Annotated in this window: 25 protein-coding genes and 1 tRNA gene; 9 read left to right on the forward strand and 17 right to left on the reverse strand. The window is 71.5% G+C overall.

The window, feature by feature from the left end:
* Positions 1–268: 268 nt before the first annotated feature.
* The 3 genes from ACWC1K_RS35125 (at position 269) to ACWC1K_RS35135 (ending at position 2,834) form a co-directional block, all read left to right on the forward strand.
* A tRNA-Leu gene (locus ACWC1K_RS35125) sits at positions 269–355 on the forward strand.
* 182 nt (positions 356–537) lie between these two features.
* Positions 538–1,713: a 4-hydroxybenzoate 3-monooxygenase gene (locus ACWC1K_RS35130; protein WP_450836975.1), complete on the forward strand. Its 1,176-nt coding sequence runs from the start codon at positions 538–540 to the stop codon at positions 1,711–1,713.
* 230 nt (positions 1,714–1,943) lie between these two features.
* On the forward strand, positions 1,944–2,834 hold the full coding sequence (locus ACWC1K_RS35135; protein WP_450836976.1) for a Bax inhibitor-1/YccA family protein: 891 nt from the start codon (positions 1,944–1,946) through the stop codon (positions 2,832–2,834).
* Between the two features lie 85 nt (positions 2,835–2,919).
* Here ACWC1K_RS35135 and ACWC1K_RS35140 read toward each other — a convergent pair whose 3' ends face one another.
* Positions 2,920–3,150, reverse strand: coding sequence for a DUF4287 domain-containing protein (locus ACWC1K_RS35140; protein WP_115907750.1), 231 nt, complete (start codon positions 3,148–3,150; stop codon positions 2,920–2,922).
* 105 nt (positions 3,151–3,255) lie between these two features.
* On the opposite strand from ACWC1K_RS35140, the gene ACWC1K_RS35145 reads away from it, so the two are divergent.
* Complete coding sequence (locus tag ACWC1K_RS35145; protein WP_450836977.1) at positions 3,256–3,567, forward strand: hypothetical protein; 312 nt, start codon at positions 3,256–3,258, stop codon at positions 3,565–3,567.
* Between the two features lie 3 nt (positions 3,568–3,570).
* On the opposite strand, the gene ACWC1K_RS35150 is transcribed toward ACWC1K_RS35145, so the two are convergent.
* The 3 genes from ACWC1K_RS35150 to ACWC1K_RS35160 all read right to left on the reverse strand — a co-directional run bounded on the left by ACWC1K_RS35150 (position 3,571) and on the right by ACWC1K_RS35160 (position 7,210).
* Positions 3,571–4,347, reverse strand: a complete 777-nt coding sequence (locus ACWC1K_RS35150; protein WP_450836978.1) for a hypothetical protein — start codon at positions 4,345–4,347, stop codon at positions 3,571–3,573.
* Positions 4,348–4,631: 284 nt separating this feature from the next.
* A complete protein-coding gene (locus ACWC1K_RS35155) occupies positions 4,632–5,852 on the reverse strand; it encodes an acetyl-CoA C-acetyltransferase (protein WP_450836979.1) in 1,221 nt (406 codons plus the stop codon).
* Between the two features lie 329 nt (positions 5,853–6,181).
* Complete coding sequence (locus ACWC1K_RS35160) at positions 6,182–7,210, reverse strand: SGNH/GDSL hydrolase family protein (protein WP_351482673.1); 1,029 nt, start codon at positions 7,208–7,210, stop codon at positions 6,182–6,184.
* 149 nt (positions 7,211–7,359) lie between these two features.
* On the opposite strand from ACWC1K_RS35160, the gene ACWC1K_RS35165 reads away from it, so the two are divergent.
* Complete coding sequence (locus ACWC1K_RS35165; protein ID WP_450836980.1) at positions 7,360–8,748, forward strand: cystathionine beta-synthase; 1,389 nt, start codon at positions 7,360–7,362, stop codon at positions 8,746–8,748.
* A gap of 338 nt (positions 8,749–9,086) precedes the next feature.
* Here the strand turns inward: ACWC1K_RS35165 and ACWC1K_RS35170 are convergent, their stop codons facing one another.
* Complete coding sequence (locus ACWC1K_RS35170) at positions 9,087–9,914, reverse strand: helix-turn-helix transcriptional regulator (protein WP_450836981.1); 828 nt, start codon at positions 9,912–9,914, stop codon at positions 9,087–9,089.
* A gap of 147 nt (positions 9,915–10,061) precedes the next feature.
* On the opposite strand from ACWC1K_RS35170, the gene ACWC1K_RS35175 reads away from it, so the two are divergent.
* Positions 10,062–10,823, forward strand: a complete 762-nt coding sequence (locus ACWC1K_RS35175; RefSeq protein WP_450836982.1) for an SDR family oxidoreductase — start codon at positions 10,062–10,064, stop codon at positions 10,821–10,823.
* A gap of 2 nt (positions 10,824–10,825) precedes the next feature.
* On the opposite strand, the gene ACWC1K_RS35180 is transcribed toward ACWC1K_RS35175, so the two are convergent.
* The 7 genes from ACWC1K_RS35180 to ACWC1K_RS35210 form a co-directional block, all read right to left on the reverse strand.
* Positions 10,826–11,257, reverse strand: coding sequence for a hypothetical protein (locus ACWC1K_RS35180; protein WP_450837033.1), 432 nt, complete (start codon positions 11,255–11,257; stop codon positions 10,826–10,828).
* A gap of 32 nt (positions 11,258–11,289) precedes the next feature.
* Entirely contained in the window at positions 11,290–12,891 is a 1,602-nt protein-coding gene (locus tag ACWC1K_RS35185; RefSeq protein WP_450836983.1) for a SulP family inorganic anion transporter, read from the reverse strand.
* A 73-nt stretch (positions 12,892–12,964) separates the two neighbouring features.
* On the reverse strand, positions 12,965–13,645 hold the full coding sequence (locus tag ACWC1K_RS35190; protein ID WP_450836984.1) for a carbonic anhydrase: 681 nt from the start codon (positions 13,643–13,645) through the stop codon (positions 12,965–12,967).
* A gap of 155 nt (positions 13,646–13,800) precedes the next feature.
* Complete coding sequence (locus tag ACWC1K_RS35195) at positions 13,801–14,730, reverse strand: ABC transporter substrate-binding protein (protein WP_450836985.1); 930 nt, start codon at positions 14,728–14,730, stop codon at positions 13,801–13,803.
* A gap of 12 nt (positions 14,731–14,742) precedes the next feature.
* On the reverse strand, positions 14,743–15,405 hold the full coding sequence (locus ACWC1K_RS35200) for an ABC transporter permease (protein ID WP_450836986.1): 663 nt from the start codon (positions 15,403–15,405) through the stop codon (positions 14,743–14,745).
* A 1-nt stretch (position 15,406) separates the two neighbouring features.
* Entirely contained in the window at positions 15,407–16,048 is a 642-nt protein-coding gene (locus tag ACWC1K_RS35205) for an ABC transporter permease (RefSeq protein ID WP_450836987.1), read from the reverse strand.
* A complete protein-coding gene (locus ACWC1K_RS35210; protein WP_450836988.1) occupies positions 16,045–17,079 on the reverse strand; it encodes an ABC transporter ATP-binding protein in 1,035 nt (344 codons plus the stop codon). The genes ACWC1K_RS35205 and ACWC1K_RS35210 overlap by 4 nt, the downstream gene beginning before the upstream one ends.
* A gap of 142 nt (positions 17,080–17,221) precedes the next feature.
* Between ACWC1K_RS35210 and ACWC1K_RS35215 the strand changes: the two genes are divergently transcribed.
* From ACWC1K_RS35215 to ACWC1K_RS35225, 3 genes are all read left to right on the forward strand, one after another.
* Positions 17,222–18,739: an aromatic amino acid ammonia-lyase gene (locus ACWC1K_RS35215; protein ID WP_450836989.1), complete on the forward strand. Its 1,518-nt coding sequence runs from the start codon at positions 17,222–17,224 to the stop codon at positions 18,737–18,739.
* Positions 18,736–19,596 (forward strand): MurR/RpiR family transcriptional regulator, encoded by an 861-nt coding sequence (locus ACWC1K_RS35220; protein WP_450836990.1) that lies wholly within the window; start codon positions 18,736–18,738, stop codon positions 19,594–19,596. Before ACWC1K_RS35215 ends, ACWC1K_RS35220 begins: the two co-directional genes overlap by 4 nt.
* 65 nt (positions 19,597–19,661) lie before the next feature.
* Positions 19,662–20,276: a hypothetical protein gene (locus ACWC1K_RS35225; RefSeq protein WP_450836991.1), complete on the forward strand. Its 615-nt coding sequence runs from the start codon at positions 19,662–19,664 to the stop codon at positions 20,274–20,276.
* Between the two features lie 9 nt (positions 20,277–20,285).
* On the opposite strand, the gene ACWC1K_RS35230 is transcribed toward ACWC1K_RS35225, so the two are convergent.
* The 5 genes from ACWC1K_RS35230 to ACWC1K_RS35250 all read right to left on the reverse strand — a co-directional run bounded on the left by ACWC1K_RS35230 (position 20,286) and on the right by ACWC1K_RS35250 (position 24,003).
* A complete protein-coding gene (locus ACWC1K_RS35230; RefSeq protein ID WP_450836992.1) occupies positions 20,286–20,660 on the reverse strand; it encodes a hypothetical protein in 375 nt (124 codons plus the stop codon).
* Positions 20,661–20,681: 21 nt separating this feature from the next.
* On the reverse strand, positions 20,682–21,191 hold the full coding sequence (locus ACWC1K_RS35235) for a roadblock/LC7 domain-containing protein (RefSeq protein ID WP_450836993.1): 510 nt from the start codon (positions 21,189–21,191) through the stop codon (positions 20,682–20,684).
* Between the two features lie 22 nt (positions 21,192–21,213).
* Entirely contained in the window at positions 21,214–22,053 is an 840-nt protein-coding gene (locus tag ACWC1K_RS35240) for a transcriptional regulator (RefSeq protein ID WP_450836994.1), read from the reverse strand.
* Positions 22,050–22,457, reverse strand: a complete 408-nt coding sequence (locus ACWC1K_RS35245; protein ID WP_450836995.1) for a hypothetical protein — start codon at positions 22,455–22,457, stop codon at positions 22,050–22,052. Before ACWC1K_RS35245 ends, ACWC1K_RS35240 begins: the two co-directional genes overlap by 4 nt.
* 169 nt (positions 22,458–22,626) lie before the next feature.
* Positions 22,627–24,003 carry a diaminopimelate decarboxylase gene (locus ACWC1K_RS35250; RefSeq protein WP_450836996.1) on the reverse strand — a complete coding sequence of 459 codons (1,377 nt, stop codon included), beginning with the start codon at positions 24,001–24,003 and terminating at the stop codon, positions 22,627–22,629.
* Between the last annotated feature and the right edge of the window lie 134 nt (positions 24,004–24,137).

The following is a 24,137-nucleotide window of genomic DNA, read 5'->3' on the forward strand; positions in this document are numbered from 1 at the left end:
GGGGATCCCTGACTGCCCGCCTCCCCACGGCCCCGGCGGACGCCTCGTCGAGAACGGGTGGAGCACCCTCGTTCGGGCGGTGAAATTCCGTCATTCCGCATGCACCGCCGACCGCCGCACGCAAGGCTATTGGCAAGTGCGGATGGCCCGTTCCATGGGCTGATGCACCCTCAGACGTCAATAAAATAAGACAACATCGGTCCGCCGTTCCGCTGTTCGGGGGATGTATCCCGATAGGCTCGGAACCTCGACGCGGAGCCCATGGCCTGCCCGGATGGTGGAATGCAGACACGGCGAGCTTAAACCTCGCTGCCCCTACGCGGGCGTGCCGGTTCAAGTCCGGCTCCGGGCACCACCATGTTCGTCGACGCCCGACGATCCCTGCATCCTGCATTGAAGACTTCACCGCGCGACCCGTTGACATCGGGCGTGAGCGGACGGAAACTCACGTCAGAGAGTCAGTGAACTAAATTTCACTGGGCGAACATGAGCGATCGTGAGCGAACGCCCCCGACGCGACGACCAAAGGATGCAGGGATGCGTACCACCGTCGGCATCATCGGAGCCGGCCCCGCCGGCCTCCTCCTCGCCCGGCTGCTCCACAACGCGGGCATCGACTCGGTCGTGCTGGAGAGCCGCGACCGCGCCTACGTCGAGCAGCGCCAGCGCGCCGGGATCCTGGAGCAGGGCACGGTGGACGTCCTGCGCGCGGCCGGTGCCGCCGAGCGCATGGACCGCGAGGGGCTGCGCCACGACGGCATAGAACTGCGGTACGCGAAGAAGCGACACCGGGTCGACTTCCCGGCCCTCACCGGGGGCCGGTCCGTGATGGTCTACGCGCAGACCGAGGTGTGCAAGGACCTCATCGCCCTCCAGCTGAAGGAGGGCGGCCCGCTGCTGTTCGAGGCGGAGGCGCTGGCCGTCGAGGGCGCGGACACCGACAGCCCGTCCGTCCGGTTCCGGCACGAGGGCCGCGAGGACGTCCTGGAGTGTGACTACGTCGTCGGCTGCGACGGCTTCTGGGGCGTGGCCCGGCAGGCGGTCCCGGCGGAGCTCTCCCGCGTCTTCGAGCGGACGTACCCCTTCGGCTGGCTCGGCATCCTCGCCGACGTCCCGCCCTCGCACGAGGAGCTCGTCTACGCCCGCCACGACCGCGGCTTCGCCCTGCTGTCCATGCGTTCCCCGTCCGTCTCCCGCCTCTACCTCCAGGTGCCCGAGGGCACGGACGCCGAGGAATGGGGCGACGAGGAGATCTGGGCCGAGCTGGAGCGCCGCTTCGAGACCGAGGACGGCTGGCGGCTGGAGCGCGGGCCGATCACCCAGAAGTCGGTGACCCCCATGCGGTCGTACGTCCATGAGCCCATGCGGTACGGCCGGCTCTTCCTCGCCGGGGACGCGGCGCACATCGTGCCGCCGACCGGAGCGAAGGGGCTGAACCTGGCCGTGGGGGACGTCGTGACGTTCGCGCGGGCGCTGACCCACCAGAAGGAGACCGGTTCGGCGAAGCTGCTCGACGCCTACTCCGAGACCTGTCTGCGCCGCGTCTGGCAGGCCGAGCGGTTCTCGTACGACATGACGACCCTGCTGCACCGCGCCCCCGACGCCACGCCCTTCGAGGACCGGCTCCAGCTCGCCCGGCTGGAACGCATCGCCTCCTCGCGGGCGGCCGAGACCGACCTCGCCGAGGGGTACACGGGCTTCCCGCTCCACTGACACAGGGGCGGCGGGCGTACGGACGGCGTAAGGAGCTGATCTCCGGCGGGTTCCGGCCATGTCGCAGCTTGGTCATGAATGGGGCCCCACGGTGAGGGGAATCACGGATCCGCGTAGCGTGTTGCGCAGCACGACGAGGGAAAGATCCTCCCCAAGCACTAGGGTCAATCCTTTGCCTACCCATTACCCTTGATGCTCAAGGCCGCGCACGGCGGCCATGGAGGAGTGCAATGAGGAGCAGAAACCCGGTCTTCTCGCGACGGGGGTTCAGCCGCGACAACGGCTACGCGGGCTTCAACGCCGCGCCGCAGGCCGGGGGACCCGCCGTCGGTACGCAGGGCAACCCGTACGCCCAGCCGACCGGCAACCCGTACGCGCAGAACCCCTACGCCCAGCAGGGCCTGCAGGGCGCCCCGCCGCAGGCGCCGGCCACCACCGGCCGGATGACGATGGACGACGTCGTGCTGCGCACGGCGTCCACGCTCGGCACGCTGATCGTGACGGCCGCGCTCGCCTGGGCGCTGCTGCCGGTCGACGACGCCCACATCAGCCGGTCCTACGGCATCGGCATCGGCGCCGCGCTGATCGGCATGGTCCTGGCGTTCGTCCAGTCCTTCAAGCGCACGGCCTCGCCGGCGCTGATCCTGTCGTACGCGGCGTTCGAGGGTGTCTTCCTCGGAGTCGTCTCCAGCATCGTCGACAACCGCATCGCGAGCGGCGCGGCCATGCAGGCCGTGATCGGCACGATGGCGGTCTTCGCCGCGGTGCTGATCGCCTACAAGGCCGGCTGGATCCGCGTCAACCGCCGCTTCTACGGCTTCGTGATGGCGGCCGCGCTCGGCTTCGTGCTGCTGATGGTGGTGAACCTGCTGTTCGCCGTCTTCGGCGGCGGTGACGGCCTCGGCTTCCGCAGCGGCGGTCTCGGCATCTTCTTCGGCGTCGTCGGCGTCATCCTCGGCGCCTGCTTCCTCGCCCTGGACTTCAAGCAGGTCGAGGACGGCATCGCCTACGGCGCGCCGAAGGGCGAGGCGTGGCTGGCGGCCTTCGGTCTGACGCTGACGCTGGTGTGGATCTACATGGAGTTCCTGCGGATCCTCGCGATCCTCAACAGCAACGACTAGCCGCCGACGGCCGTGAGCGGGCCGTGAGCAGCAAAAGGGCCTCGGGCTTCCCGCCCGGGGCCCTTTGCCGTCGTGCAGTGCGCGCCTAGAGGAATTTGCGCGCGGCCCTCCTCAGGTCGTACTCATGAACAATCGCCTTGGCGTGGCCGTACGCCAGATTGTGCTCGTGGCGCAGCCAGCTGACCTTCTCCTCGAAGTTGAAGAGAGCCGGGCCTTCCTCGACGGCGCGCAGCCAGTCGGAGACTTCACGGCCGGTGCAGTGGGGGATGCGGGCTAGCAGGTTGCGATGGGTCTCCTCGGAGAAGACTTGGGACATCGGCGCCTCCGGACGCAAAGGGGATGTAAGCCGGTCCTTCAGGTCACCGTGCCTGAGCGTTCGCCCGTTGGCAACAGTCCGGATGCGACGCGTACGCTCCACTCCGTGGTTGATACGACGCCCTTGACTCGTGCCGTTGATCACTTCGCCGACCGTTTGAGGGCCGCACCTCAGAGTCGGCTGCAGCGGGGCGCTGCCGCCGAGGCCCTGCAGTTGGCGAGGGAGATGGCCCGGTGGGCCCAGGCCGTGGAGGAACCCGGCACGGAACCCAGGGAGATGCCCGATGCCGGGATGTTCGCCGCCGCCGACCAAATCACCGTCGCGGTGCATGACTTGGCCCTCGTACTGAGTGACGAGGGCCAGGTGGCGGAAGCTCTGCGGTGGGTGGAGGAGGCGCAGAAACGCGCCGGGGTGTGAACCCTAGAGGGACGCTATGACCCTGTCCGCCAGGATGTAGACGTTCTCCTCGCCGCACTCGAACGTCAGCGTGTACGCGCCCGAGATGCCCGAACCGCCAAGGAGGACCGGGGTTTCGCCCGTCCGCAGGGCCGCGGCGAGGCGTTCCGCCGTTTCGCGGTGGCCCGGGGTCATGCACAGGGTGGTGCCGTCGGCGAAGACATAGACGTCGAGGGTGCCCAGGGGACCCGGGCGGACGTCGGTCAGTTCCACGCGGGAGGCGGCGAGCTCCTCAAGGGTGGCCACCGTGCGCTCGTGATCGTTCACGACCGGTGACTGGACCGGGACGAAGTCCGGGTGGGAGGGGTGGCGGCGGCGGGCGGCGGCCAGTTCGGGGGAGTCCCCGGCGAACTCGTCGGCGTCCGCGGTCGGCTCGCTCACCGGCTCCAGGCCCATGAAATCGGCCTGCCGGGGCAGGAACAGCTCGCTGTCCGCCAGGCCCAGCAGTGAGGGCGCGTCGGAGGCGTCACGGGCCTCCTGGGCGGCCCAGAAGGCGCGCGCCTCGGCCAGCTCGCGCTCGCGCTCCTCGGCGAGTGCCTCGGCCACCGCGGCGCGTATGTCGTCGGCCTCCGAGGAGAGGCGGGCGGCGGGCACCAGACCGCGGGCGGTGCGGTGCTCGGCGAGCTGGGTGTGCAGTGCCGCGACCTCACGGCGCAACACCATGAGCGTCCGCAGGACGGCGACGCCCACGGCGCCCGTGGCGGCCGTGATGACCAGCAAGGTGATCGGCATGGCGCTCACTGACGTACTCCCGGTTCAAAGTCGACCCCCGACTTCCTACATCAGCTTGAAGGGCGGACTAACCAGCTGTCAGTGCGTAACGTCACGAAACGGGCAGGACTTTGGGTCCGGTGTTTGGTGGCGCGCCCGCCTTGACCTGCGTAAATCCCCCTTCTAAGGGAGATAGGTCACATCCTGGGGGAGATTGGATCACAAAATGGCCCGGAGGGCCGGGGTTTCCCGGACTCCGGGCCATCTGCTCACGTTGGGTGCCGTGTTGACTACCGAGAGGTTCGGTCAGGGCCTCAGCTGAGGCGCTCGATGACCATCGCCATGCCCTGGCCGCCGCCGACGCACATCGTCTCCAGACCGAACTGCTTGTCGTGGAACTGGAGGGAGTTGATGAGCGTGCCGGTGATGCGGGCGCCGGTCATGCCGAAGGGGTGGCCGACGGCGATGGCGCCGCCGTTGACGTTCAGCTTCTCCAGCGGGATGTTCAGGTCCCGGTAGGAGGGGATCACCTGGGCGGCGAACGCCTCGTTGATCTCGACCAGGTCGATGTCGTCGATGGTGAGGCCGGCCAGGCGCAGCGCCCGCTGCGAGGCCTCCACCGGGCCGAGGCCCATGATCTCGGGGGACAGGCCGGAGACGCCGGTCGACACGATGCGGGCGAGCGGGGTGAGGCCGAGCTCGCGGGCCTTGGTGTCGGACATGATGACGACCGCTGCGGCGCCGTCGTTGAGGGGACAGCAGTTGGCGGCGGTGACCAGGCCGTCCGGGCGGAAGACCGGCTTGAGGCCCGCCACGCCCTCCAGGGTCACGCCGGGGCGCGGGCCGTCGTCCTTGGAGACGACCGTGCCGTCGGGGAGGGTCACCGGGGTGATCTCGCGCTCCCAGAAGCCGTTCTTGATGGCTTCCTCGGCGAGGTTCTGGGAGCGGACGCCGAACTCGTCCATGTCCTGGCGGGTGATGCCCTTGAGGCGGGCCAGGTTCTCGGCGGTCTGGCCCATCGCGATGTAGGGGTCGGGGACCAGGCCGTCCTCGCGCGGGTCGTGCCAGGTGGTGCCCTCCTGCTGGGCGACGGCCTCGGTGCGGGCCTCGGCCTCGGCGAAGAGGGGGTTGTGCGTGTCGGGGAGGCTGTCGGAGTTCCCCTTCACGTACCGGGAGACCATCTCCACGCCGGCCGAGATGAAGACGTCGCCCTCGCCGGCCTTGATGGCGTGCAGGGCCATGCGGCTCGTCTGGAGGGAGGAGGAGCAGTAGCGGGTGATGGTGCAGCCCGGGAGGTGGTCCATGCCCATCTGTACGGCGACGATGCGGCCGAGGTTGTTGCCCTGCTCGCCGCCGGGGAGGCCGCAGCCGAGGTGGAGGTCGTCGATGTCGCGCGGGTCCAGCTCGGGGATCTTGGCGAGGGCCGCCTGGATGATGGTGGCGGTGAGGTCGTCGGGGCGCAGATCCTTGAGGGAGCCCTTGAAGGCGCGGCCGATGGGGGAGCGGGCGGTCGAGACGATCACGGCTTCGGGCATCACGGCTCCATTGGCGTTACGGGGTTGGGCGGGCTGGTTGGGAAGTTACCCGTACGTATGGCTTGGGTCACGGGTGTCGCCGTGTGACCCTGACCGCAATTTTCTAAGCGCTTGCTTTTTTCGCCCCCGCCGACCCTTCCCGTCCCGACCCGGGGGCCGGCCCCCGGACCCCCGCTCCTCAAACGCCGGAGGGGCTGGATTTTCGCCGGGCGGGGTTTGATCTTTTCAGCCCGTCCGGCGTTTGAGGACGAGGCCGTTCAGGCCGAAAGCGGGGGTCTGGGGGCGGCAGCCCCCAGGGACGGGACGGGAAGGGGCGGCGGGGGCGAGAATCACTGGGACGGCTGCTGCACGGGGGCCCGTTCGGGCTCCGGGACCCGGCGCCTGCGCCGGCGTTTGAGGAGGGCCCAGGGGCCGCGGGGGCCCGTCGGCATGGCTGCCGTGACCTCTGTGCCCGCCTCCGAGGCGGCCTCCGCGGCCGCCTTGGCCACCGGCAGGAACCCTTCGCGGCGGGTGACGTCGGGACGCTCCTCCTCGGCCGGCCACAGCTCCAGGGCCGCGCAGACCGTCGGCAGGACCGCCATCGCCGCCGTGGCGTAGCCCTCGGCCGAGGGATGGTAGTTGTCGGGGCCGAAGAGCTCGCGGGGGTTCGCCTCGAACTCCGGGCCGAGCAGGTCGCCCAGCGACACCGTCCGGCCGCCCTGTTCCACCGTGCCGATCGTCTGGGCCGCCGCCAGCTGGCGGGAGGCCCGGCGGGCCAGCCAGCGCAAGGGCTGCTGGACCCGTTCCACCGTGCCCAGGTCGGGGCAGGTGCCGACCACCACCTCCGCACCGGCCGTGCGCAGCCGCCGTACCGTCGACGAGAGGTGGCGGACCGAGCGGGTCGGCGGCATCCGGTGGGTGACGTCGTTCGCGCCGATCATGATCACGCAGATGTCCGGCACCAGCGCGGGATTCGCCAGGACCAGCGCCACCTGGCGGTCCAGGTCGTCGGACGTGGCCCCCGGGAGGGCCACGTTGTGGAGTTCCACCGGGCGTTCCGCCACCGCGGACAGCCCGGAGGCCAGGAGGGCGCCCGGTGTCTGGCTCGCCCGGTGCACGCCCTGCCCGGCCGCCGTGGAGTCACCGAGCATCGTCAGGCGCAGGGGTGGTTCGTCGGGGGTGGCGTACGCGGTGCCGTAGAGGCCGTCCGCCACGGGGACCCGGCCGCCGGAGCCGTTGCCCACATGGCGCCTGGCCATCCGGACCTCCGCCAGCAGCAGGCCGACGGCGGCCGCGCCGGCCAGCCCGATCCCGCCACCGCCGTATGCCGCGCCGGCCGCGATCCGCCGGGCCACCCTCGCCCTCGACATGCTCGTCATACGTCGCCGCCACCTCCTCGAAGCCGTACATCCACTCCTTGCCCCGTACAGGCCGTTCACCAATCTCAACGAGGAGTGAACGGCTCTCGTGAGCCTTAGGCTGGCTGGACAATCACGACCACTTCTTTTGCAAGCATCCGGAGACAACGGTGCATTTCCACGACTCGATGATCAGTCTCGTCGGCAACACCCCGCTGGTGAGGCTCAACAGCGTGACCAAGGGCATCCGGGCGACCGTCCTGGCCAAGGTCGAGTACTTCAACCCCGGCGGCTCCGTGAAGGACCGCATCGCCCTGCGCATGATCGAGGCGGCGGAGGAGAGCGGCGCGCTCAAGCCCGGCGGGACGATCGTGGAGCCGACCAGCGGGAACACCGGTGTCGGCCTGGCCATCGTGGCCCAGCAGAAGGGGTACAAGTGCATCTTCGTGTGCCCCGACAAGGTGAGCACGGACAAGATCAATGTGCTGCGGGCGTACGGGGCGGAGGTCGTGGTCTGCCCGACGGCCGTCGACCCCGAGCACCCGGACTCGTACTACAACGTCTCCGATCGGCTGGTGCGTGAGACGCCCGGAGCGTGGAAGCCCGACCAGTACTCCAACCCCAACAACCCCCTCTCCCACTACCACTCCACCGGCCCCGAGCTGTGGGAGCAGACCGAGGGGAAGATCACCCACTTCGTGGCGGGTGTGGGCACCGGCGGCACCATCTCCGGCACCGGGCGGTACCTCAAGGACGTGAGCGACGGCTCCGTCCAGGTCGTGGGCGCCGACCCCGAGGGGTCCGTCTACTCGGGCGGCTCCGGGCGGCCGTACCTCGTCGAGGGGGTGGGCGAGGACTTCTGGCCCACCGCCTACGACCGGACCGTCGCCGACGAGATCGTCGCGGTCTCCGACAAGGACTCGTTCCAGATGACCCGGCGGCTCGCCAAGGAGGAGGGCCTGCTCGTCGGCGGCTCCTGCGGCATGGCGGTCGTGGCGGCCCTGCGGGTCGCCGAGCGGCTGGACGAGAACGGCGTCGTGGTGGTGCTCCTGCCGGACAGCGGCCGCGGGTACCTCAGCAAGATCTTCAACGACGAGTGGATGGCCGACTACGGCTTCCTGGAGGACGAGGGCCCGAGCGCGCGCGTCGGGGACGTTCTGAGCGACAAGGAGCACGGCGCGATCCCGTCCCTCGTCCACATGCACCCGGACGAGACCGTCGGCGAGGCCATCGAGGTGCTGCGCGAGTACGGCGTCTCGCAGATGCCGATCGTGAAGCCCGGCGCCGGCCACCCGGACGTCATGGCCGCCGAGGTCGTGGGCTCGGTCGTGGAGCGCGAGCTGCTCGACGCCCTGTTCACCAAGCGGGCCTCCCTGGAGGACCCGCTGGAGAAGCACATGTCCGCCCCGCTGCCCCAGGTGGGCTCCGGCGAGCCGGTCGCCGACCTGATGTCCGTGCTCGGCGCCGCGGACGCGGCGATCGTCCTCGTCGAGGGCAAGCCGACCGGCGTGGTCAGCCGACAGGACCTGCTGGCCTTCCTCGCCAAGGGCGGGAAGTAGCGGCAAACGTCCGGTGAACGGCGGGTGCCGGAGGCGAACTTCCGTTTGCCTACCGAACTGGTGGACTTCGGCGAAGTGGTACGAGCGTGTCACGTCCACGCAGCACACGCTTAACACGGGTCCGGCACATTAGTGGGTGTCGGCAGGGCGGGAGCGGCTCCCCGCCCCAGCCGGCACCGAAACGTCCAAGGACCTCCGGAGCGGCTCCCGGACCTCCATGGACGCCCGGACGTGAGACCCGGCCCTGACCCGGTCCACGTCCCTCGCGGGGACCGCCGTCGTCCCGCCCCCCGGCAACGGGGGTGCGGCGGTCCCCGCGCAAACCTCTTTCTGCCGGGCTATGCGCCCGTGGTGGCCCAACTGCCCAGCAGGGCAAGCCTCTCCGCCGTCTCCGAGCCCGCCTCCGGGGTGTACGCCACGATGGTCTGGTCCGGTTCCGACGGGAGCGTCAGCGACTCGTACGGCAGCGTCAGCAGGCCCGCGACCGGGTGGCGGACGCGCTTGACCCCGTACATGCAGGCCTTGACCTGGTGGTCGGCCCACAGACGGCGGAAGTCCTCGCTCTTGAGGGAGAGCTCGCCGACGAGTTCCCGCAGGCCGGGGTCGTCGGGGCGGGCGCCCGCGTTCAGCCGCAGATGGGCCACGGTCTGGGCGGCGACGGCGGCCCAGTCGGGGTAGACGCTACGGCCGTCGGGGTCCAGGAACAGGTGGCGCACGATGTTGCGCCGGGCGGCCGGCATCCGGCTGAAGCCGCTCAGGGCGTCGGCGAGCGCGTTCCAGGCCAGGACGTCCATCGCGGGCCCGAGGACGAACGCCGGGCTGTGCGCCATGCCGTCGAGCAGCACCTGGATGCCGGGGCGGACCCGGGGCGCGGCCCGGCGCCGCTCGCGCTTCTTCTGCGGCCGGGCCACCGCGTACAGATACGCGTGTTCTTCCTCGTCCAGCCGCAGTACGCGCGCGATGGCGTCCAGCACCGCGTCCGAAACGCTCGGGCCGCGCCCCTGTTCGAGGCGGATGTAGTAGTCCACGCTCACTCCGGCCAGCTGCGCCACCTCCTCCCGGCGCAGACCGGGCACGCGGCGCCGGCCGTGTGAGGCCAGCCCCAGCTCCTCGGGCCGGATGCGGGCGCGGCGCGAGCGCAGGAAATCTCCGAGGTCCCCGTCCATGGGTTCGATCGTAGGGGAGGGGCGGGATTCGAACCTGGTACTGGCAGACCCAGGAAAAGCTCATCCCTGGGTAGGGCCCGCCGGGCGGCGCAGGGTGGTGGACGTCGCCGGGAAACGCCCGGGCGGCTTCCTTGTGGAGGAGCACTCATGTCGTACGAGAACCTGGCCGGCCGTACCGCTGTCGTCACCGGGGCCGCGAGCGGGATCGGTGAGGCCGTTGCCGTGCTGCTGGCGGCGCAGGGCGCCAGGGTCGCGCTGCTGGCGCGGCGCCGGGAACGGCTGGACGGGATCGTGGCGAAGATCCGGGCGAACGGCGGGCAGGCGCTCGCCGTGGCCGCCGACGTGACCGACGGCGGGTCGGTGGACGCGGCCGTCGAGCGGATCCATGCCGCCTACGGGACCGTGGACCTGGTGGTGAACTCGGCCGGTGTCATGCTGCCGAACCCCGTCGACGACGGGCGGGTCGACGAGTGGCAGCGGATGCTCGACACCAATGTCAGCGGTGTGCTGCGGGTGATCCGCGCCTTCACCGGTGACCTGGTGGGCGCGGCCGCCGACGGCCGCAGCGCCGACCTCGTGAACATCTCGTCCGTCGGCGCGCACATCACGTTCCCCAACTACGCGGTGTACGGGGCGACCAAGGCCGCCGTCACCTATCTCTCGCAGTCCCTGCGCGGTGAGTTCGGGCCGCGTGACGTGCGCGTCACCAACATCGAGCCCGGGCTGACCGAGACCGAGCTGGCGCAGCACATCGACAGCGACTCGCTGCAGGAGCAGGTGCTGGGAATGGTCGAGGCGCTGGGCTCGCTGTCCGCCGAGGAGGTCGCCGACGTGGTGGCGTATGTGAGCAGCCGTCCCCGGCACGTCAATCTGCGGCAGATCATGGTGCTGCCGACCCGGCAGGTGTGAGGTCAGTCCTCCCAGCGGTCCTCGTCCTTGGCGGAACGGCGACGGCGGCCGAAGAGGGCCGGGTTGACGCGGGCGGCCTGGAAGGCGTTCACGCCGACGATGCCGGCCCAGGTGATGAACAGGCCGGGCAGATGGGCGGTGCCGGCGCCGATCGCGGACAGCGGGATCGCCAGGACCAGCGAGACGATGCCGAAGCCGAAGCGCTCCCCCCAGGAGTCCGTCGGCGGCTTCGGCGCCCGGGCGCCCCGGGCCACCACCATCTGCTGCTCGGCGAGCTGCCGGCGCACCCGGCGCTCCACCGCGCCGTCGATGCGCTGGTCGACCTTCTCCAGGAACGAGTCGACCAGCGCCGACTCGTACTCCTCGCCCAGTTCCCTGCGCGCCTGGAGGGTGGCGTTGAGTTCCTTCTTGAGCTCGGCGTCCGGCGCGTCCATCCCCGTCTCCATTCCCGTCATGGGAACCCACGTTAGGGAGCGGGGGCGCTCACCGCACTGGGGATAGCCCCCCTGTCGGGGCTGGGGCTGACCGGGAGGACACCGAACGTCTCCAGGACCCTGCGGTGGCTCTGGCCGACCCCGCTGATGCTCACCTCGATGCCGCGGCCGCGCAGCTCGCCGACCACGTCCTTCAGCGCCATCGCGCCGGTCGCGTCCACCGCCGTCAGACCCGACAGGCGCAGATCGACGGCCGCGACGCCCTCCACGCCGGCGAGGCTGCGGCGGAAGCGGTGCGCGGCGGCGAACAGAAGCGGGCCGTCGAAGCGGTACGTCACCCGGCCCGCCCCGCCGGGCACCTCGTCGGCCGCGGCGGGGGTGAGGCGGATGCCGCGGACGGCCGCGCGCAGGGCCAGCAGCACGGAGACGGCGAGACCGACCAGTACGGCCCGCACCAGGTCCAGGGCGAGCGTGGAGGCCGCGGTGAGGACCAGGACCAGGGCGTCGCCGTGGGTCGCGCGGGCCATGGCCCGTACCGCGTCCGTCTCCACCATCCGTACGGCGGTCGCGAGCAGGACGCCCGCCAGTGCGGCCAGCGGGATACGGCCCACCAGCGGGGCGGCGACCGCGACGATCCCGGCGAGGATCACGGCGTGCGCGAGAGCGGCGAGACGGGAGGTGGCGCCGGTGCGGACGTTGACCGCGGTGCGGGCGATCGCGCCCGTCGCCGGGACACCGCCGAAGAGCGGGGCCGCGAGGTTGGCGATGCCCTGCCCGAAGAGCTCCTTGCCGGGGTCGTGGCGCTCACCCGGGCGCATCCCGTCGGCCACGGACGCGGACAGGAGGGACTCCAGGGCCGCGAGCGCGGCGACCGCGGCTGCGGGCGCGAGGAGGGTGGGGATCCGGGTGACGTCGAGGAAGGCGAGGGAGGGCGCGGGCAGCGAGGGCGGGAGGGAGCCGATGCGGGTGACGGGGAGGTGCAGGGCCTCGGCCACGACCGTCGCCGCGGCGACGGCGGCGAGGGAGAAGGGCACGGTGGGCCTCCAGCGGGCGCCCGCCAGCATCAGCGCCGCCGAGCCGAGGGCGAGCAGCAGGGCCGGCCAGTGCGGGGCGGCCCCGAACTCCTCGGCCGCCCGCGCCGCGACGACCGCGACCTGCTCGCCGTGCGGAAGCGGCACGCCGAGCGCGTTCGGCACCTGTTGCAGGGCGATCACCGCCGCGATGCCGATGGTGAACCCGGCGATCACGGGAGCGGGCACGTACGCCATGGCGGATCCGGCCCGGGCGAAGGCCAGCCCCAGCAGCATGAGCCCGGCGAGCAGGCCGACGGTCAGGACGCCGTCGGCGCCGTAGTGGTGCACGATCGGCACCAGGACGACGGTCATCGCGCCGGTGGGGCCGCTGACCTGGCGTGCGCTGCCGCCGAAGAGCGCGGCGAGCGACCCGGCGACGATCGCGGTGATGAGCCCGGAGGCGGCACCGAGCCCGGAGGTGACCCCGAAGCCGAGGGCCAGGGGGAGGGCGACCACGGCCACCGTGAGGCCGCACAGCAGGTCGCGCCGCGGGGCGCGGGTCATGGAGCGGAGGTCGGCGAGGGAGGGCAGGACGGAGAGGGACGGGCGAGGGGGGTTCATGGGTCTCTTCGAGTGGGGGGTTTCAAGGAGTGCTTGATGGGGGGCAAAAAGTGCTTGAAGTGGGGGAAGTGGTTCACGGCAGGAGGGAAACGAGCCCGGTGTCCAGGTCGAACCTGGCCGCCGTCACCGTGGCCGCCGCGAACGCGGAATCCGCGCGGATGGCGTCCCGTACCCAGACCGTGTTGGCCCGCATGGTGAGTTCGGCCCAGTCGCCGGACTGGCGCCGGGTGCGGCGGGCGGCCGGGGCGATCTCGTCCACCAGCAGCTCCAGATGGCCGGGGACCGGGGCGCCCGTGCGCAGATGGTCCAGCGTCGCCGCGACCGCCCCGCAGCGCTCGTGCCCGAGCACCAGCACCAGCGGGATGCGCAGTTCCTGGACGCCGTACTGGATGGAGGCGAGCACCGCCTCGTCCAGCACCTGTCCGGCCGTCCTTATGCAGATCAGGTCCCCGAGGCCCTGGTCGAAGACGAGTTCCGGCGGTACCCGGGAGTCGATGCAGCCGACGACCACCGCGAACGGGTGCTGCCCGGCCGCCAGCGCGTGCCGGTGCAGCAGTCCCTCGTCGGGGTGGCGGGAGCCGCCGGTGGCGTAGCGCCGGTTGCCGGCGAGCAGTTCGGCCAGGGCGGCGCGGGCGGTCGTCGGACGGGGGCGGGCGGTGGTTTCAAGGGGGCCGGCGGGGGCCGCCGACGCGGGGGTGGCGGCCAGCGCGCCGGCGGCGGTGGCGGCGAGAAAGGCCCTGCGGTTCGAGGCCATGACGCATCCTCAGGTGTCGTGCTGTTAGCGCACCTTCACCGTATGCATGCGATCAGTCACCCTGGGTGCCCGTTTAATGACACTTGGCTGATTCATCGTCAGATCATCGCCGCTCGGATACCGCTTCTTGATCTCTTAATCTCGTGATCGGTTGATCAGACCAGCCCGTGCTGCTTCGCGTAGGCGTCGGCCACGTCCTCCGGGTCCTTCTTGTCGTTGTCGACCTGACTGTTGAGCTGGGTGAGCTGGGCGGTCGTCAGGACGTTGCCGAGCCTGGCGAGGGCCTTGCGGACCTTGTCGTCGGCCTTGCGGTCGGCGATGAGCGGGACGATGTGCTGGCTGGGGATCAGGTTCTTCGGGTCGCTCAGCACCACCCAGTCGTTGGCGGCGATGTCGGTGTCGGTGGTGAAGAGGTTCGCCACGTCCACGTCGCCCTTCTTCAGGGCGCCCTTGACCAGCGGGCCGTCCGAGTCGAGCGACTTGAACTCCTTGAACTCCACGCCGTAGACGTCCTTCAGGCCGATCGCGCCCACCCGGCGCTTCTTCACCTCGGGCGCGGCGCCGATGACCAGCTTGCCGTTCTGCTTCGCCAGGTCGGCGAGGGAGGCCAGGCCGTACTTCCTGGCGGTCTCCCGGGTGACCACGAAACAGTCGGAGTCGGCGGCCTGGCCGTACGGCAGGACCTGGAGGCCGCTGGGCATCGCCAGCGTGAGCGCGTTCTGCATGGTGCCGGGCTCCGCCGAATTGTCCTTCGGGGCCAGGTAGTTGAGGAGGGCGCCCTGGTACTCGGGCAGGAGGTCGATGTCGCCGCTCTTCAGGGCGGGGATCACGATCTCGCGGGTGCCGAGGTTGGGGCGGACCTTCACCTTCACACCGGCCTGCCGGAGTACGGCCGCGTAGAGGTAGCCGAGTACCTGGTTCTCGGTGAAGTTGGCGGTGCCGATGGTGACTCCGCCCTTGCTGGAGCCGCCGCCACCGGAGGCGGAGCCCTGGCCGTCGAGGGAGGTGATGCCGCTCGCGCAGGCGGTCAGGGCGGGGACGGAGGCGGCCGCGAACAGGCCGCCGATGAGGGTGCGTCGGTTCATCGTCTGGATTCCCTAGGCGGTGCGGTGGCGGAAGAGGAGGCGCTGGAGGGTGCTCAGCAGCAGGTCGAGGAGGACGGCGACCGCGGCGACCAGCACCGCGCCGCCCAGTACCTGCACGAGGTCGCGCTGGGCGAGGCCGTCGAAGACGTAGCGTCCGAGGCCGCCGAAGGAGACGTACGCGGCGATCGTGGCGGTGGCGACGACCTGGATCAGCGCCAGGCGCAGGCCCGTCATGATCAGGGGGAGCGCCAGGGGCAGCTCGACCTGGAACAGGACCTGGTGGCCGCGCATGCCCTGGCCGCGGGCGGCGTCGCGGACGTCCGGGTCGACGGCCGTCATCCCGGCGTAGGTGTTGGTGACGATCGCCGGGACCGCGAGCGCGACCAGGGCGACGTACACAGGCAGCATCGACAGGCCGCCGGCCAGGAAGACCAGCACGACCAGGCCGACGGTCGGCAGCGCGCGGCCGAAGGACGACAGGTTGATCGCGAGGAAGGCGCCCTTGCCGGTGTGGCCGATCAGCAGGCCGAGGGGGAGGCCGATCGCGGCCGCGATGAGGGTCGCGAGGAGGGAGTACTGGAGGTGCTCGGCGAGGCGGTGGGCGATGCCGTCCTGGCCGGTCCACTGTGAGCCGCTGGTCAGCCAGCTGCCGAGGTTCTTGAGGAGTTCGTACATCTCAGGCTCGCCGCCTCTTCCACGGGGTGAGGGCGTACTGGAGGGCGACCAGCAGGGCGTCCGCGACCACGGCGAGAAGGATCGTGAGCACCACGCCCGCGATCACCGGGGTCGGGAAGTCGCGCTGGAAGCCGTCGGTGAAGAGCTGGCCGAGGCCGCCGTCGCCGATGTAGGTGGCGACGGAGACCAGGGAGATCGACATGACCGTCGCGATGCGGACGCCCGCCATGATCACGGGGAGCGCGAGCGGGAACTCGACGGTGAGGAGCGTGCGCAGCGGGCGGGTGCCCATCGCCCTGGCCGCCTCCTTGGTCTTCGCGGGGACCGAGTCGAGACCCTCGACGGTGTTCCGCAGCAGGACGACCAGGGTGTAGACGGTCAGGCCGATGACGGTCGTGGTGCGGGTCAGACCGCTGATCGGCAGCAGGAGCACGAAGATCGCGATCGACGGGATCGTGAACAGGACGTTCGAGAAGCCGAGCAGGAAGCCGCGCAGGGGGCGGACCCGGTGCGCGACCACCGCGAGCGGCAGCGAGATCAGGACGCCGAAGAAGACGGCAGTCAGGGCGGCCTGGAGGTGGGAGACCGTGAGGCTGGTGAGGTCGTCGGTGTGGTCGCCTATCCACGACCAGTCGATGGTCATGCGGCCACCCGGGCTTCCGTGTGCGCCTGGCCGGCGTGCTCGTGGATGTCGTCGCGGGAGGAGACGCCGGTGAGGACACCGTCCGCGTCGACGCGGGCGATCAGGCCGGTGGGGGAGGCGACCGACTCGTTGAGGGCCGACAACAGCGAGTCGCTGTCCTTGAGCGGGCGTACGGGCAGTTCGGCGTCCTTGCTCGCCCAGTGCACGGGCTTGCGCGCCTCGTCGAGTACGAGGGTCCAGGCGCCGCCCTCGGGGGCCGGGCCCTGCGGGACGTCCGCGAGCGTCTTCAGCGAGAGCAGCTTCAGGCCGCGCTCGGCGCCGAGGAAGTCGGCCACGAAGTCGTCGGCCGGGCGGGCGAGGAGTTCGGCGGGCGCGGCGCACTGCACCAGATGGCCGCCGGTGCGGAAGATGGCGATCTGGTCGCCGAGCCGCACGGCCTCGTCGACGTCGTGGGTGACGAAGACGATGGTCTTGCTCAACTCCTTCTGCAGGCGCAGGAGTTCGTCCTGGAGCTGGGTGCGCACCACCGGGTCGACCGCGCCGAACGGTTCGTCCATCAGCAGGACGGGCGGGTCGGCGGCCAGGGCGCGGGCCACGCCCACGCGCTGCTGCTGGCCGCCGGAGAGCTGGTGCGGGTAGCGGCGGCCGGCGTCGGCGGCGAGGCCGACGGTCTCCAGCAGCTCGGCTGCCCGGGCGCGGGCCTTGCGGCGGCCCCAGCCGAGCAGGAGCGGCACGGTGGCGATGTTGTCCAGCACCGTGCGGTGCGGGAACAGCCCCGACTGCTGGATGACGTACCCGATGGAGCGGCGCAGCTCGGCGGCGTCCTGCCGCGTGACGTCCTTGCCGCCGACCCGGATGGTCCCGGAGGTCGGCTCTACCATGCGGTTGACCATCCGCAGAGTGGTCGTCTTGCCGCAACCGGAAGATCCGACGAGGACCGTCACGCCCCCTTCCGGCATTTCCAGGGAGAGGTCGTGGACTGCTGTCGTGCCGTTGGGGAAGCGCTTGTGGACCGCGTCGAACTGGATCATGAGTTGTCCCTTGCCCGGCTGTATAACGTCATGCAGAGTTCTTGGTAGCTGAATAGGTTGTCAACGGGTTGGTGTTAATCCGAAGTAACAGATGACCGAAGAGCAAGATCGAGTGTCCGGATTGAGGAGAGATTGGGGTCTTATGTCGTCTCGGATCGTGGACACACTGCCCGCGGCGTTCTCCGAGGGCACCGGGCTTGTCGTCCTCGACGGGGTCGGTCTCGGCGTCGCGGACGTCGTGCACCTCGCCGACGGGAGTGCGCGGCCCGTCCCCGGGAGCGAGGCGATGCGGCGCGTCGAGGAGTCCTGGGACGCCGCCCGGCGGATCGCCGCGACCGGCCGCGTCTACGGCCGCTCCACCGGCGTCGGCGCCAACCGGAACGAGGACGTGCCCACCGAGGCGGCCGCCGAACACGGGCTCAGGCTGCTGCGCAGCCACGCCGGCGCCATCGGCGAGGAACTGCCCGCGCGGGAGGTGCGGGCGATGCTCGCCGTCCGCGCCAACCAGCTCCTCGCGGGCGGCGCCGGGCTGAGGCCCACCGTCGTCACCGCGCTGTGCGAGGCGCTGGAGAGCGGGGCGCATCCGGTCGTCAACGAGTTCGGCTCGGTCGGCACCGGTGACATCGCGGCCCTCGCCCAGGCGGGCCTCGCGCTCGCCGGGGAACACCCCTGGCGCGGGCCCGGCGCCCCCAAGCCGCAGCAGCTCGACAACAACGACGCGCTGGCCTTCATCAGCAGCAACGCCCTCACCCTCGGCCAGTCCGCGCTCGCCCTGCACGAACTGCGCGGGCTCGTGCAGGCCACCCAGGTCGTCGCCGCCCTCTCCCTGCTGGCCGTCGACGGCTCGCACGAGGCGTACGCCGCCCCCGTGCACGCCGCCCGCCCGCACCGGGGCTCCAGCGAGGTCGCCCGGCGGATGCGGCGGCTGATCGGCGCCGCGGACCGGCCCACGCCCCCCCTCGGCCGGATCCAGGACCCGTACGGATTCCGCTGTCTGCCCCAGATCCACGGGCCCGCGCTGGACGCGGCGGACGATCTGGAGGAGGTCGTCCAGATCGAGATCAACGCGGCCGCCGAGAACCCCCTGATCTCACCCGAGGACATGGCCGCCTACCACCACGGCGGCTTCTACCAGGCCCAACTCGCCCTGGCCCTGGACCACTTCAGGCTGTCCCTCACCCAGGTGGCCCGGCTGTCGACCTCCCGCCTCTCCACGCTCAACGAGCCCGCCTTCACCCGCCTGCGGCCCTTCCTCGCCGACGACGTGCCCGCCTCCTCCGGCGTGATGATCCTCGAGTACGCCGCCGGGGCCGCCCTCGGCGATCTGCGGGCCTTCTCCGCCCCCGCCTCGCTCGGGCACGCTGTACTCTCCCGGGGCGTCGAGGAACAGGCCAGCTTCGCCTCGCTCGCCGCACGCCAGACACTGCGCGCCTGCCGCGCGTACCGTCTCGTCGTGGGCTGCGAACTGGTTGCCGCGGTACGGGCCTTGCGCCAGCGCGATCTGCGGCCCGAACCGGACCTCCCGGTGGGCCGGGCGCTGGAGCTCGCCGAGTCGGTACTGGCGGCCGACCAGGCCGACCGGCCGCTCACGGAGGACGTGACGGCGGCGGCGGCACTGCTGGACCGGTTCACGGACATCTGGAGGGGGAGCGGGTCATGAGCACGGAGAGGGACTTGGGCGTGGTGGACAGTCCGGCGGGGCGGCTGCAGGCGCTCTTCGAGGGGCACCGGCTGACGCCGACCCAGCGGCGCATCGCGCACAGCATGGTGCGGCGCGCCGCCGACGTGCCGTTCCTGTCCAGCGTGGAACTGGCCGAACTGGCCGGGGTCAGCCAGCCGTCCGTGACCCGCTTCGCCGTCGCCCTCGGCTTCGACGGCTACCCGGCGCTGCGCAAGCACCTGCGCGAGGTCACCCCCGCCGAACAGGCCGCGGACGCCGGCTCGTACAACGAGTACCAGCAGGCCGTCGAGGCCGAGATCGAGAACCTCCGGCACCTCGCCGAACTGCTCGCCGACCCCCGGCCCGTGCAGAAGGCGGGCCGGCTGCTGGCGGCCTCCCGCCCGCTGCCCGTCCTCGGGCTGCGCGCCGCCGCCTCCCAGGCCTACGGCTTCGGCTACTTCGCCGCCAAGGTCCACCCGGACGTACGGCTGCTCAACGAGGGCGGCACGATGATCCACGACCGCATCGAGGCCGCCGTACGGGCCGGTGCCACGGCGCTGCTGTGCTTCGCGCTGCCCCGGCATCCGCGCGAGGTCGTGGACACGCTGGCCTTCGCCAAGGAGGCCGGCCTGACGGTGGTGACGGTCGCCGACTCGGCCTTCGCACCGGTCGCCAAGTTCTCCGACCTTCTGCTGCCCGCCGCCGTCGGCACGGGGCTCGCCTTCGACACCGCCTGTGCGCCGATGCTGCTCGGCCGCGTCCTGCTGGAGGCGATGTGCGACGACCTGCCGGACGCGCAGGTCCGTCTGGAGGAGTTCGACGCACGGGCGGCGGCGCGCGGGCTGTTCGTGGAGTAGGCCCACGTTTTCAGATTCGTCTCACGTTGCCTCGTTAACGTGCGTCTCACGTATGCCGCACAGAGATGAGACGGGAGACGGACGTGGCACGCGGAGAAGGCAGGGCTCAGGGACTGGCCCGGGTGGCCGTCGTCGTACGGGCCGGAGCCGCACCCCTGTGGTGGGCCGGGGTGTTCGCGGCGGGGATCGGGGTGCTGGTGCCGGGGGTCACGGGCCGGCGGATCGGGGTCATGGCCGGAGCGGCGCTGTTCATCGTCGCGGCGGCCGTCGTCGCGTACGCCCGCCGCAGGCGGTACGCCGCACTCGCCCGGGCGGCCGCCCGCGCCGGCAAGCACGACGTGCTCCAGGACCGCGCGGTGAGCGTGCGCAACTGGCGGCGCGGGCACCGCTGGTGGCTGCTGCTCGCCTTCGCGGCGGCCGTGGGCAGCGCGTTCGTGGTGCCCGCCGCCGGAGGCATGCTGCTGGCCGGATGCGGCACCGGGCTGCGGCTGAAGGCCGCCTGGCTCGGGCGGCGGGAACGGGCCGACGACGTCCTGCTGTGGGTGCGTGTCGACTGGCTCGCCGCGAGCGGCGGCCGCCCGGCCGGCAAGGCCGTCAAGGCGTACCGCAGCACGGGCATCGCGGCGGGCGACGCGGCTCCCGGCGGGGCGCGGCGCCGCACCGCGGCGCTCGTCCGGTGAGACGGACGGTCAGACTTCGAGATCCTCCTCGATCTTCTTCAGCTGGTGGCGGGCCATCGCCAGATTGGACCTCTTGGCGTCGAGCACCAGGTACAGGAAGAGACCGTTGCCGCCGCGGCCGCTGATCAGGCGGATCAGGTGGTACTGGTCGCTCAGCGAGATCAGGATGTCCTCGATCTGGGCCTTCAGCCCGAGGTGCTCCATGGTGCGCATCTTGGCGCGGACGACATCGGTGTTGCCGGCGGCGGCGACATTCAGGTCGAAGCCCTTGCTGCCGCCCATCGTGCCCAGCGCCATGCCGCTGGTGTAGTCGACGAGCGCGACGCCCGTGGCGCCCTCGATGGAGGCGAGCGCCTCTTTCAGTGCGGTTTCGGTGTTGGCCATGACTTAGCTCCTCGGTTCCTCTCAACTTTCCGTGGTGGTGCGCGCGTTGGTCGTCGTGGTGCGGGGTGCGCGCGGGGTTCTGGTCCTTGTGGCGGCCGGTTTGGTCTCCGGTTTCGCCGCCTTGGGCTCCTTGGCCGGCTCGGTCTGGTGCGCGGGTGTCGTACGGCTGTCGCCGAGCTCGCCGATGCGGGCGGCCGCCCGGCGGCCCTCCAGAAGGAGCCGGCCGACGTTCACGCGGTCCTGGGCGAGCAGCGTCAGCACGGCCGCGCCGCCCGCCGCGTAAGTCGCCACATAGCCGTAGTCGCCGCGGACGAGCAGTTCGCGGAACTCTCCCTGCCCCGTCGCGTCCGCCAGCTTCACGGCTGCTCCGTGCGCGGTCTCGACGAGCGCGGCCATGCCGTTCGGCTCTACGCCCGGGGTGTCGTGGGCGAGGACGCGCCCGTCGAGGCCGGTCGCGAGGGCGCCGGTGAGCTGGGGGACGCGGGCTCTCAGACGGCGCAGCTCTTCGAGGACGTGCGGGTCGGCAGCCATCCGGTGTCTCCTCTCGAACCAGTCAAAGGGCCTCCAGCGCATCCCTGAGCCTCTTCAGCAAGGTGGTGTGGGGATCGGGCGGCAGCTGTTCGGTGCCGGCCGGCGGGGGCGGCGGCTGGGGTGGTGGCGGCTGGACCCGCTCGGGCAGTGGCGATACGACCCCTGCCGCCGTCAGCCGCCGCACGTCCACCAGCGTGTGAAAGGCCGGGCGGCCCAGTGCGCGCGCGATGTCCGGTGCCGTGCGTACGCCGTCCACCCGGTCCAGCACGCTTCGCTGGCGGCGGGTGAGGGCGGGGGCCGCCACGGGGTCAGCGCGGATCAGGGGGGCCTCGTCCGTCCTCGGATCCGGCCAGATGCGGTGGAGGAGGTCACGGCGGCGCAGCGTCTCGTGCTCCAGGGCGGCCACCGGGACCGGTCGGACCGGGCCGGGCGGGTGCGCGGTGCCGTAGCGGAAGCGGCCGGGCGTGCTGCTGGGGGCGAGGGCGAAGTACGCGGCGTCGTACAGGGCCGTCAGTTGGCACAGCTCCAGGACGCCGGAGGCGAGACGGCCGCTGTCGACGAGGCGGCTGCCGGCGCCGTGACCGTCCTCCGCCTCCGTGAGCGCCCGCTGCCAGGTCTCCGGGGTGAGCGTGCCGCGGGCCGTGAGGAGGGTGTCCAGGCCAGGGGCGGACGGGCTCTCGGCGTGTACGACCAGGCCCTCGGCGAGATGGAGCGTGCCGCGCTCGCGGACCAGGACACCGGTGGCCCGCTCGGCGGCGAGCCGGGTCAGCATCGGGGAGACACCGCCCCACCCCCGCTCGCCGGCCGCGGTCTTGGTGCGTACGGGCAGACGCGGGGGTTCGGCCGTCCGGACGGCGGTCATGCCAGCACCAGCCGTTCGGCCATCTCGCCCAGCCGGATGCGGGCCAGCGCCAGATTGCCCTCCGCGCGGGCCAGCCACAGGTGCAGGAACACACTGCCGTCGAAGGAGGCTCCCACGAACCGCAGCACGTGATAGCTGTCCCGGTTGCTGACGATCAGGTCCTCGACCGGCGGATCGGCGTCGGCGGCCGCCCCGTCGTCGGGATCGTCCTCCGGCGCGAACGCATGCTGCTCGGCGGCGAGCCGGGCGATCTCGGCGGCCTCCACCGCGGCCGTCTCCTGGTCGCCGCCCGGGGACTCGCCCACGGTGCCCAAAGCCAGCCCGCTGGTCCAGTCGATGAGCGCGGCGCCCCGGGCACCGGGCAGTCGCATCGCTTCCAGCAGGCACTCGTCGATTCCGGGCACCGTGATTCCCCTCCCGCCTGGGGTTCGGCTGAGTGACGCCGAAGTTACGCAACGTGTGTGCGACGAGCGAGGGTTCTGGCATTTTCCGGTGGAACATGCGGCGGGAGACTAAGGTGGGTCAACTTGCCTTGATTAAGAAGTAGTTGACCATCAGATCCCCCGGCTTGTGTCAACGGTGGTCAGGCGCCCGGAGGGTGGTGAGCGCGTCGGCGTGCGCCCCTCCCGACTCGGCCACGATCTCGTCGAGGCTCTGCGGCTCCCGGACGGTCGCGAAGGCGACGCCCCCGGCCCCGTCCGGTGCGAAGCCGTAGATCCCGGGCCGGGCAAGGGAGTTGTACGCGTAGTGGTGTGCGAAGTAGTACGCGCCCGTGTCCAGCGCCGCCGCGTAGTCGCCCTGCTCCAGCAGCGGCAGCGCGCGTCCCTCCGCCAGCAGGTCGCCCGAGAAGCAGGCCGGCCCCGCCACGTCCTGCACGACCTCGGGGCCCTCCTTGGGGCGCCCCTTGCCGTCGTAGGCGGCGATCCTGAGCGGCCAGGCCCCCGGTACGTACACCGTCCGTGTCGCCACCTGCACGCCCGCGTGCGTGACCGCGACCGGCCGCCCGCCCGCGTGCTTGGCGTACTCCACCCGGGCCACCACCGTGCCGTGCTTGGCCAGCAGCGACCGCCCGAATTCGGTGACCAGCCCGTACCGCCCGTCGAACAGTCCCGGCACCGCCTCGCTCAGCAGCCGCGCGTACTGCGCGTACGTGGGTGTCGTGTCGTCCGAGCCGAAGTTCACCGGCAGTCCGCCGCCGATGTCGAGCGTGTCGATCTGCGGGCGTCCGAGCCGCCGGTTGATCTCCTCGGCGAGCGCATATGTCTCGGCCACGCCCTGCACCATCAGCGAGAGCGGAATGCCCTGCGATCCGGTGTGCGCATGCAGCCGGCTCAGCCACGGGCGGTCGGCGTACGCCCGCACAACCCATTCGCGCGCCCCCTCGTCCCGCAGCGCCACCCCGAACTTCGAGGTCGCCGTCGCCGTCGACGTCGCCTCGATGGAACCCCCGCCGACCTGCGGGTTCACCCGGATCCCGAGCGGGGAGCGGCTGGTCGCCGACCGCATCAGGGTGTCGATGCGGTCGAGTTCCTGCGGGTTGTCCGCGTTGACGGCGATGCCCAGCGCCAGTGCCTCCCGCAGCTCGGCCGGGGTCTTCGCGGGCGAGTCGAGAACCGTGCGGTTCGGCGGCACGCCCGCCGCCCGCGCCAGCGCCAGCTCGCCCGGGCTCGCCACCTCCGCGCCGATCCCCTCCGCGCGCAGCAGCCGCAGCACCGGCACCAGCGGGGTCGCCTTCACCGCGAAGGCGTGCAGCACGGGCGTGCCGGGTGCCGTGACCGCGTCGAACGCCGCCCGCAGCCCGGCGGCCGCCTCCCGGATGCCGGTGACGTCGAGCAGCCCCACGATGGGGGTGCCGGGGCCCAGCAGCCCCTGCTCCACGGCGGCCCGCACCGCGTCGTCCCGCCGGGTGGCCCGCTCGTCCCCGTCCCCGTACCCGTACCTGCCGTTCATGACGTCCCCCGTTCATCGCCGTCCGCGCCTGTGCTTCCAGCCAAACATCTGCGGCGGGCCCACGCTGGCCCACGGATGTATTGACTAGTTCTATTCAGGACGTCAGGATGTGAATAACGGCAGCAACAAACCGC

The sequence above is a fragment of the Streptomyces sp. NPDC001492 genome, assembly GCF_053597275.1.

Excerpts from the sequence above, each read along its gene's own strand:
- ACWC1K_RS35155 (WP_450836979.1), bottom strand. The coding sequence starts at position 5,852 with ATGCCCGAAGCCGTGATCGTCTCGACCGCCCGCTCCCCCATCGGCCGC.
- ACWC1K_RS35130 (WP_450836975.1), top strand. The coding sequence starts at position 538 with ATGCGTACCACCGTCGGCATCATCGGAGCCGGCCCCGCCGGCCTCCTC.
- ACWC1K_RS35235 (WP_450836993.1), bottom strand. The coding sequence starts at position 21,191 with ATGGCTGCCGACCCGCACGTCCTCGAAGAGCTGCGCCGTCTGAGAGCC.
- ACWC1K_RS35135 (WP_450836976.1), top strand. The coding sequence starts at position 1,944 with ATGAGGAGCAGAAACCCGGTCTTCTCGCGACGGGGGTTCAGCCGCGAC.
- ACWC1K_RS35220 (WP_450836990.1), top strand. The coding sequence starts at position 18,736 with ATGAGCACGGAGAGGGACTTGGGCGTGGTGGACAGTCCGGCGGGGCGG.
- ACWC1K_RS35210 (WP_450836988.1), bottom strand. The coding sequence starts at position 17,079 with ATGATCCAGTTCGACGCGGTCCACAAGCGCTTCCCCAACGGCACGACA.
- ACWC1K_RS35205 (WP_450836987.1), bottom strand. The coding sequence starts at position 16,048 with ATGACCATCGACTGGTCGTGGATAGGCGACCACACCGACGACCTCACC.
- ACWC1K_RS35185 (WP_450836983.1), bottom strand. The coding sequence starts at position 12,891 with ATGAACCCCCCTCGCCCGTCCCTCTCCGTCCTGCCCTCCCTCGCCGAC.
- ACWC1K_RS35170 (WP_450836981.1), bottom strand. The coding sequence starts at position 9,914 with ATGGACGGGGACCTCGGAGATTTCCTGCGCTCGCGCCGCGCCCGCATC.
- ACWC1K_RS35180 (WP_450837033.1), bottom strand. The coding sequence starts at position 11,257 with ATGGACGCGCCGGACGCCGAGCTCAAGAAGGAACTCAACGCCACCCTC.
- ACWC1K_RS35160 (WP_351482673.1), bottom strand. The coding sequence starts at position 7,210 with ATGACGAGCATGTCGAGGGCGAGGGTGGCCCGGCGGATCGCGGCCGGC.
- ACWC1K_RS35200 (WP_450836986.1), bottom strand. The coding sequence starts at position 15,405 with ATGTACGAACTCCTCAAGAACCTCGGCAGCTGGCTGACCAGCGGCTCA.
- ACWC1K_RS35240 (WP_450836994.1), bottom strand. The coding sequence starts at position 22,053 with ATGACCGCCGTCCGGACGGCCGAACCCCCGCGTCTGCCCGTACGCACC.
- ACWC1K_RS35215 (WP_450836989.1), top strand. The coding sequence starts at position 17,222 with ATGTCGTCTCGGATCGTGGACACACTGCCCGCGGCGTTCTCCGAGGGC.
- ACWC1K_RS35190 (WP_450836984.1), bottom strand. The coding sequence starts at position 13,645 with ATGGCCTCGAACCGCAGGGCCTTTCTCGCCGCCACCGCCGCCGGCGCG.
- ACWC1K_RS35195 (WP_450836985.1), bottom strand. The coding sequence starts at position 14,730 with ATGAACCGACGCACCCTCATCGGCGGCCTGTTCGCGGCCGCCTCCGTC.
- ACWC1K_RS35140 (WP_115907750.1), bottom strand. The coding sequence starts at position 3,150 with ATGTCCCAAGTCTTCTCCGAGGAGACCCATCGCAACCTGCTAGCCCGC.
- ACWC1K_RS35250 (WP_450836996.1), bottom strand. The coding sequence starts at position 24,003 with ATGAACGGCAGGTACGGGTACGGGGACGGGGACGAGCGGGCCACCCGG.
- ACWC1K_RS35175 (WP_450836982.1), top strand. The coding sequence starts at position 10,062 with ATGTCGTACGAGAACCTGGCCGGCCGTACCGCTGTCGTCACCGGGGCC.
- ACWC1K_RS35225 (WP_450836991.1), top strand. The coding sequence starts at position 19,662 with ATGAGACGGGAGACGGACGTGGCACGCGGAGAAGGCAGGGCTCAGGGA.
- ACWC1K_RS35230 (WP_450836992.1), bottom strand. The coding sequence starts at position 20,660 with ATGGCCAACACCGAAACCGCACTGAAAGAGGCGCTCGCCTCCATCGAG.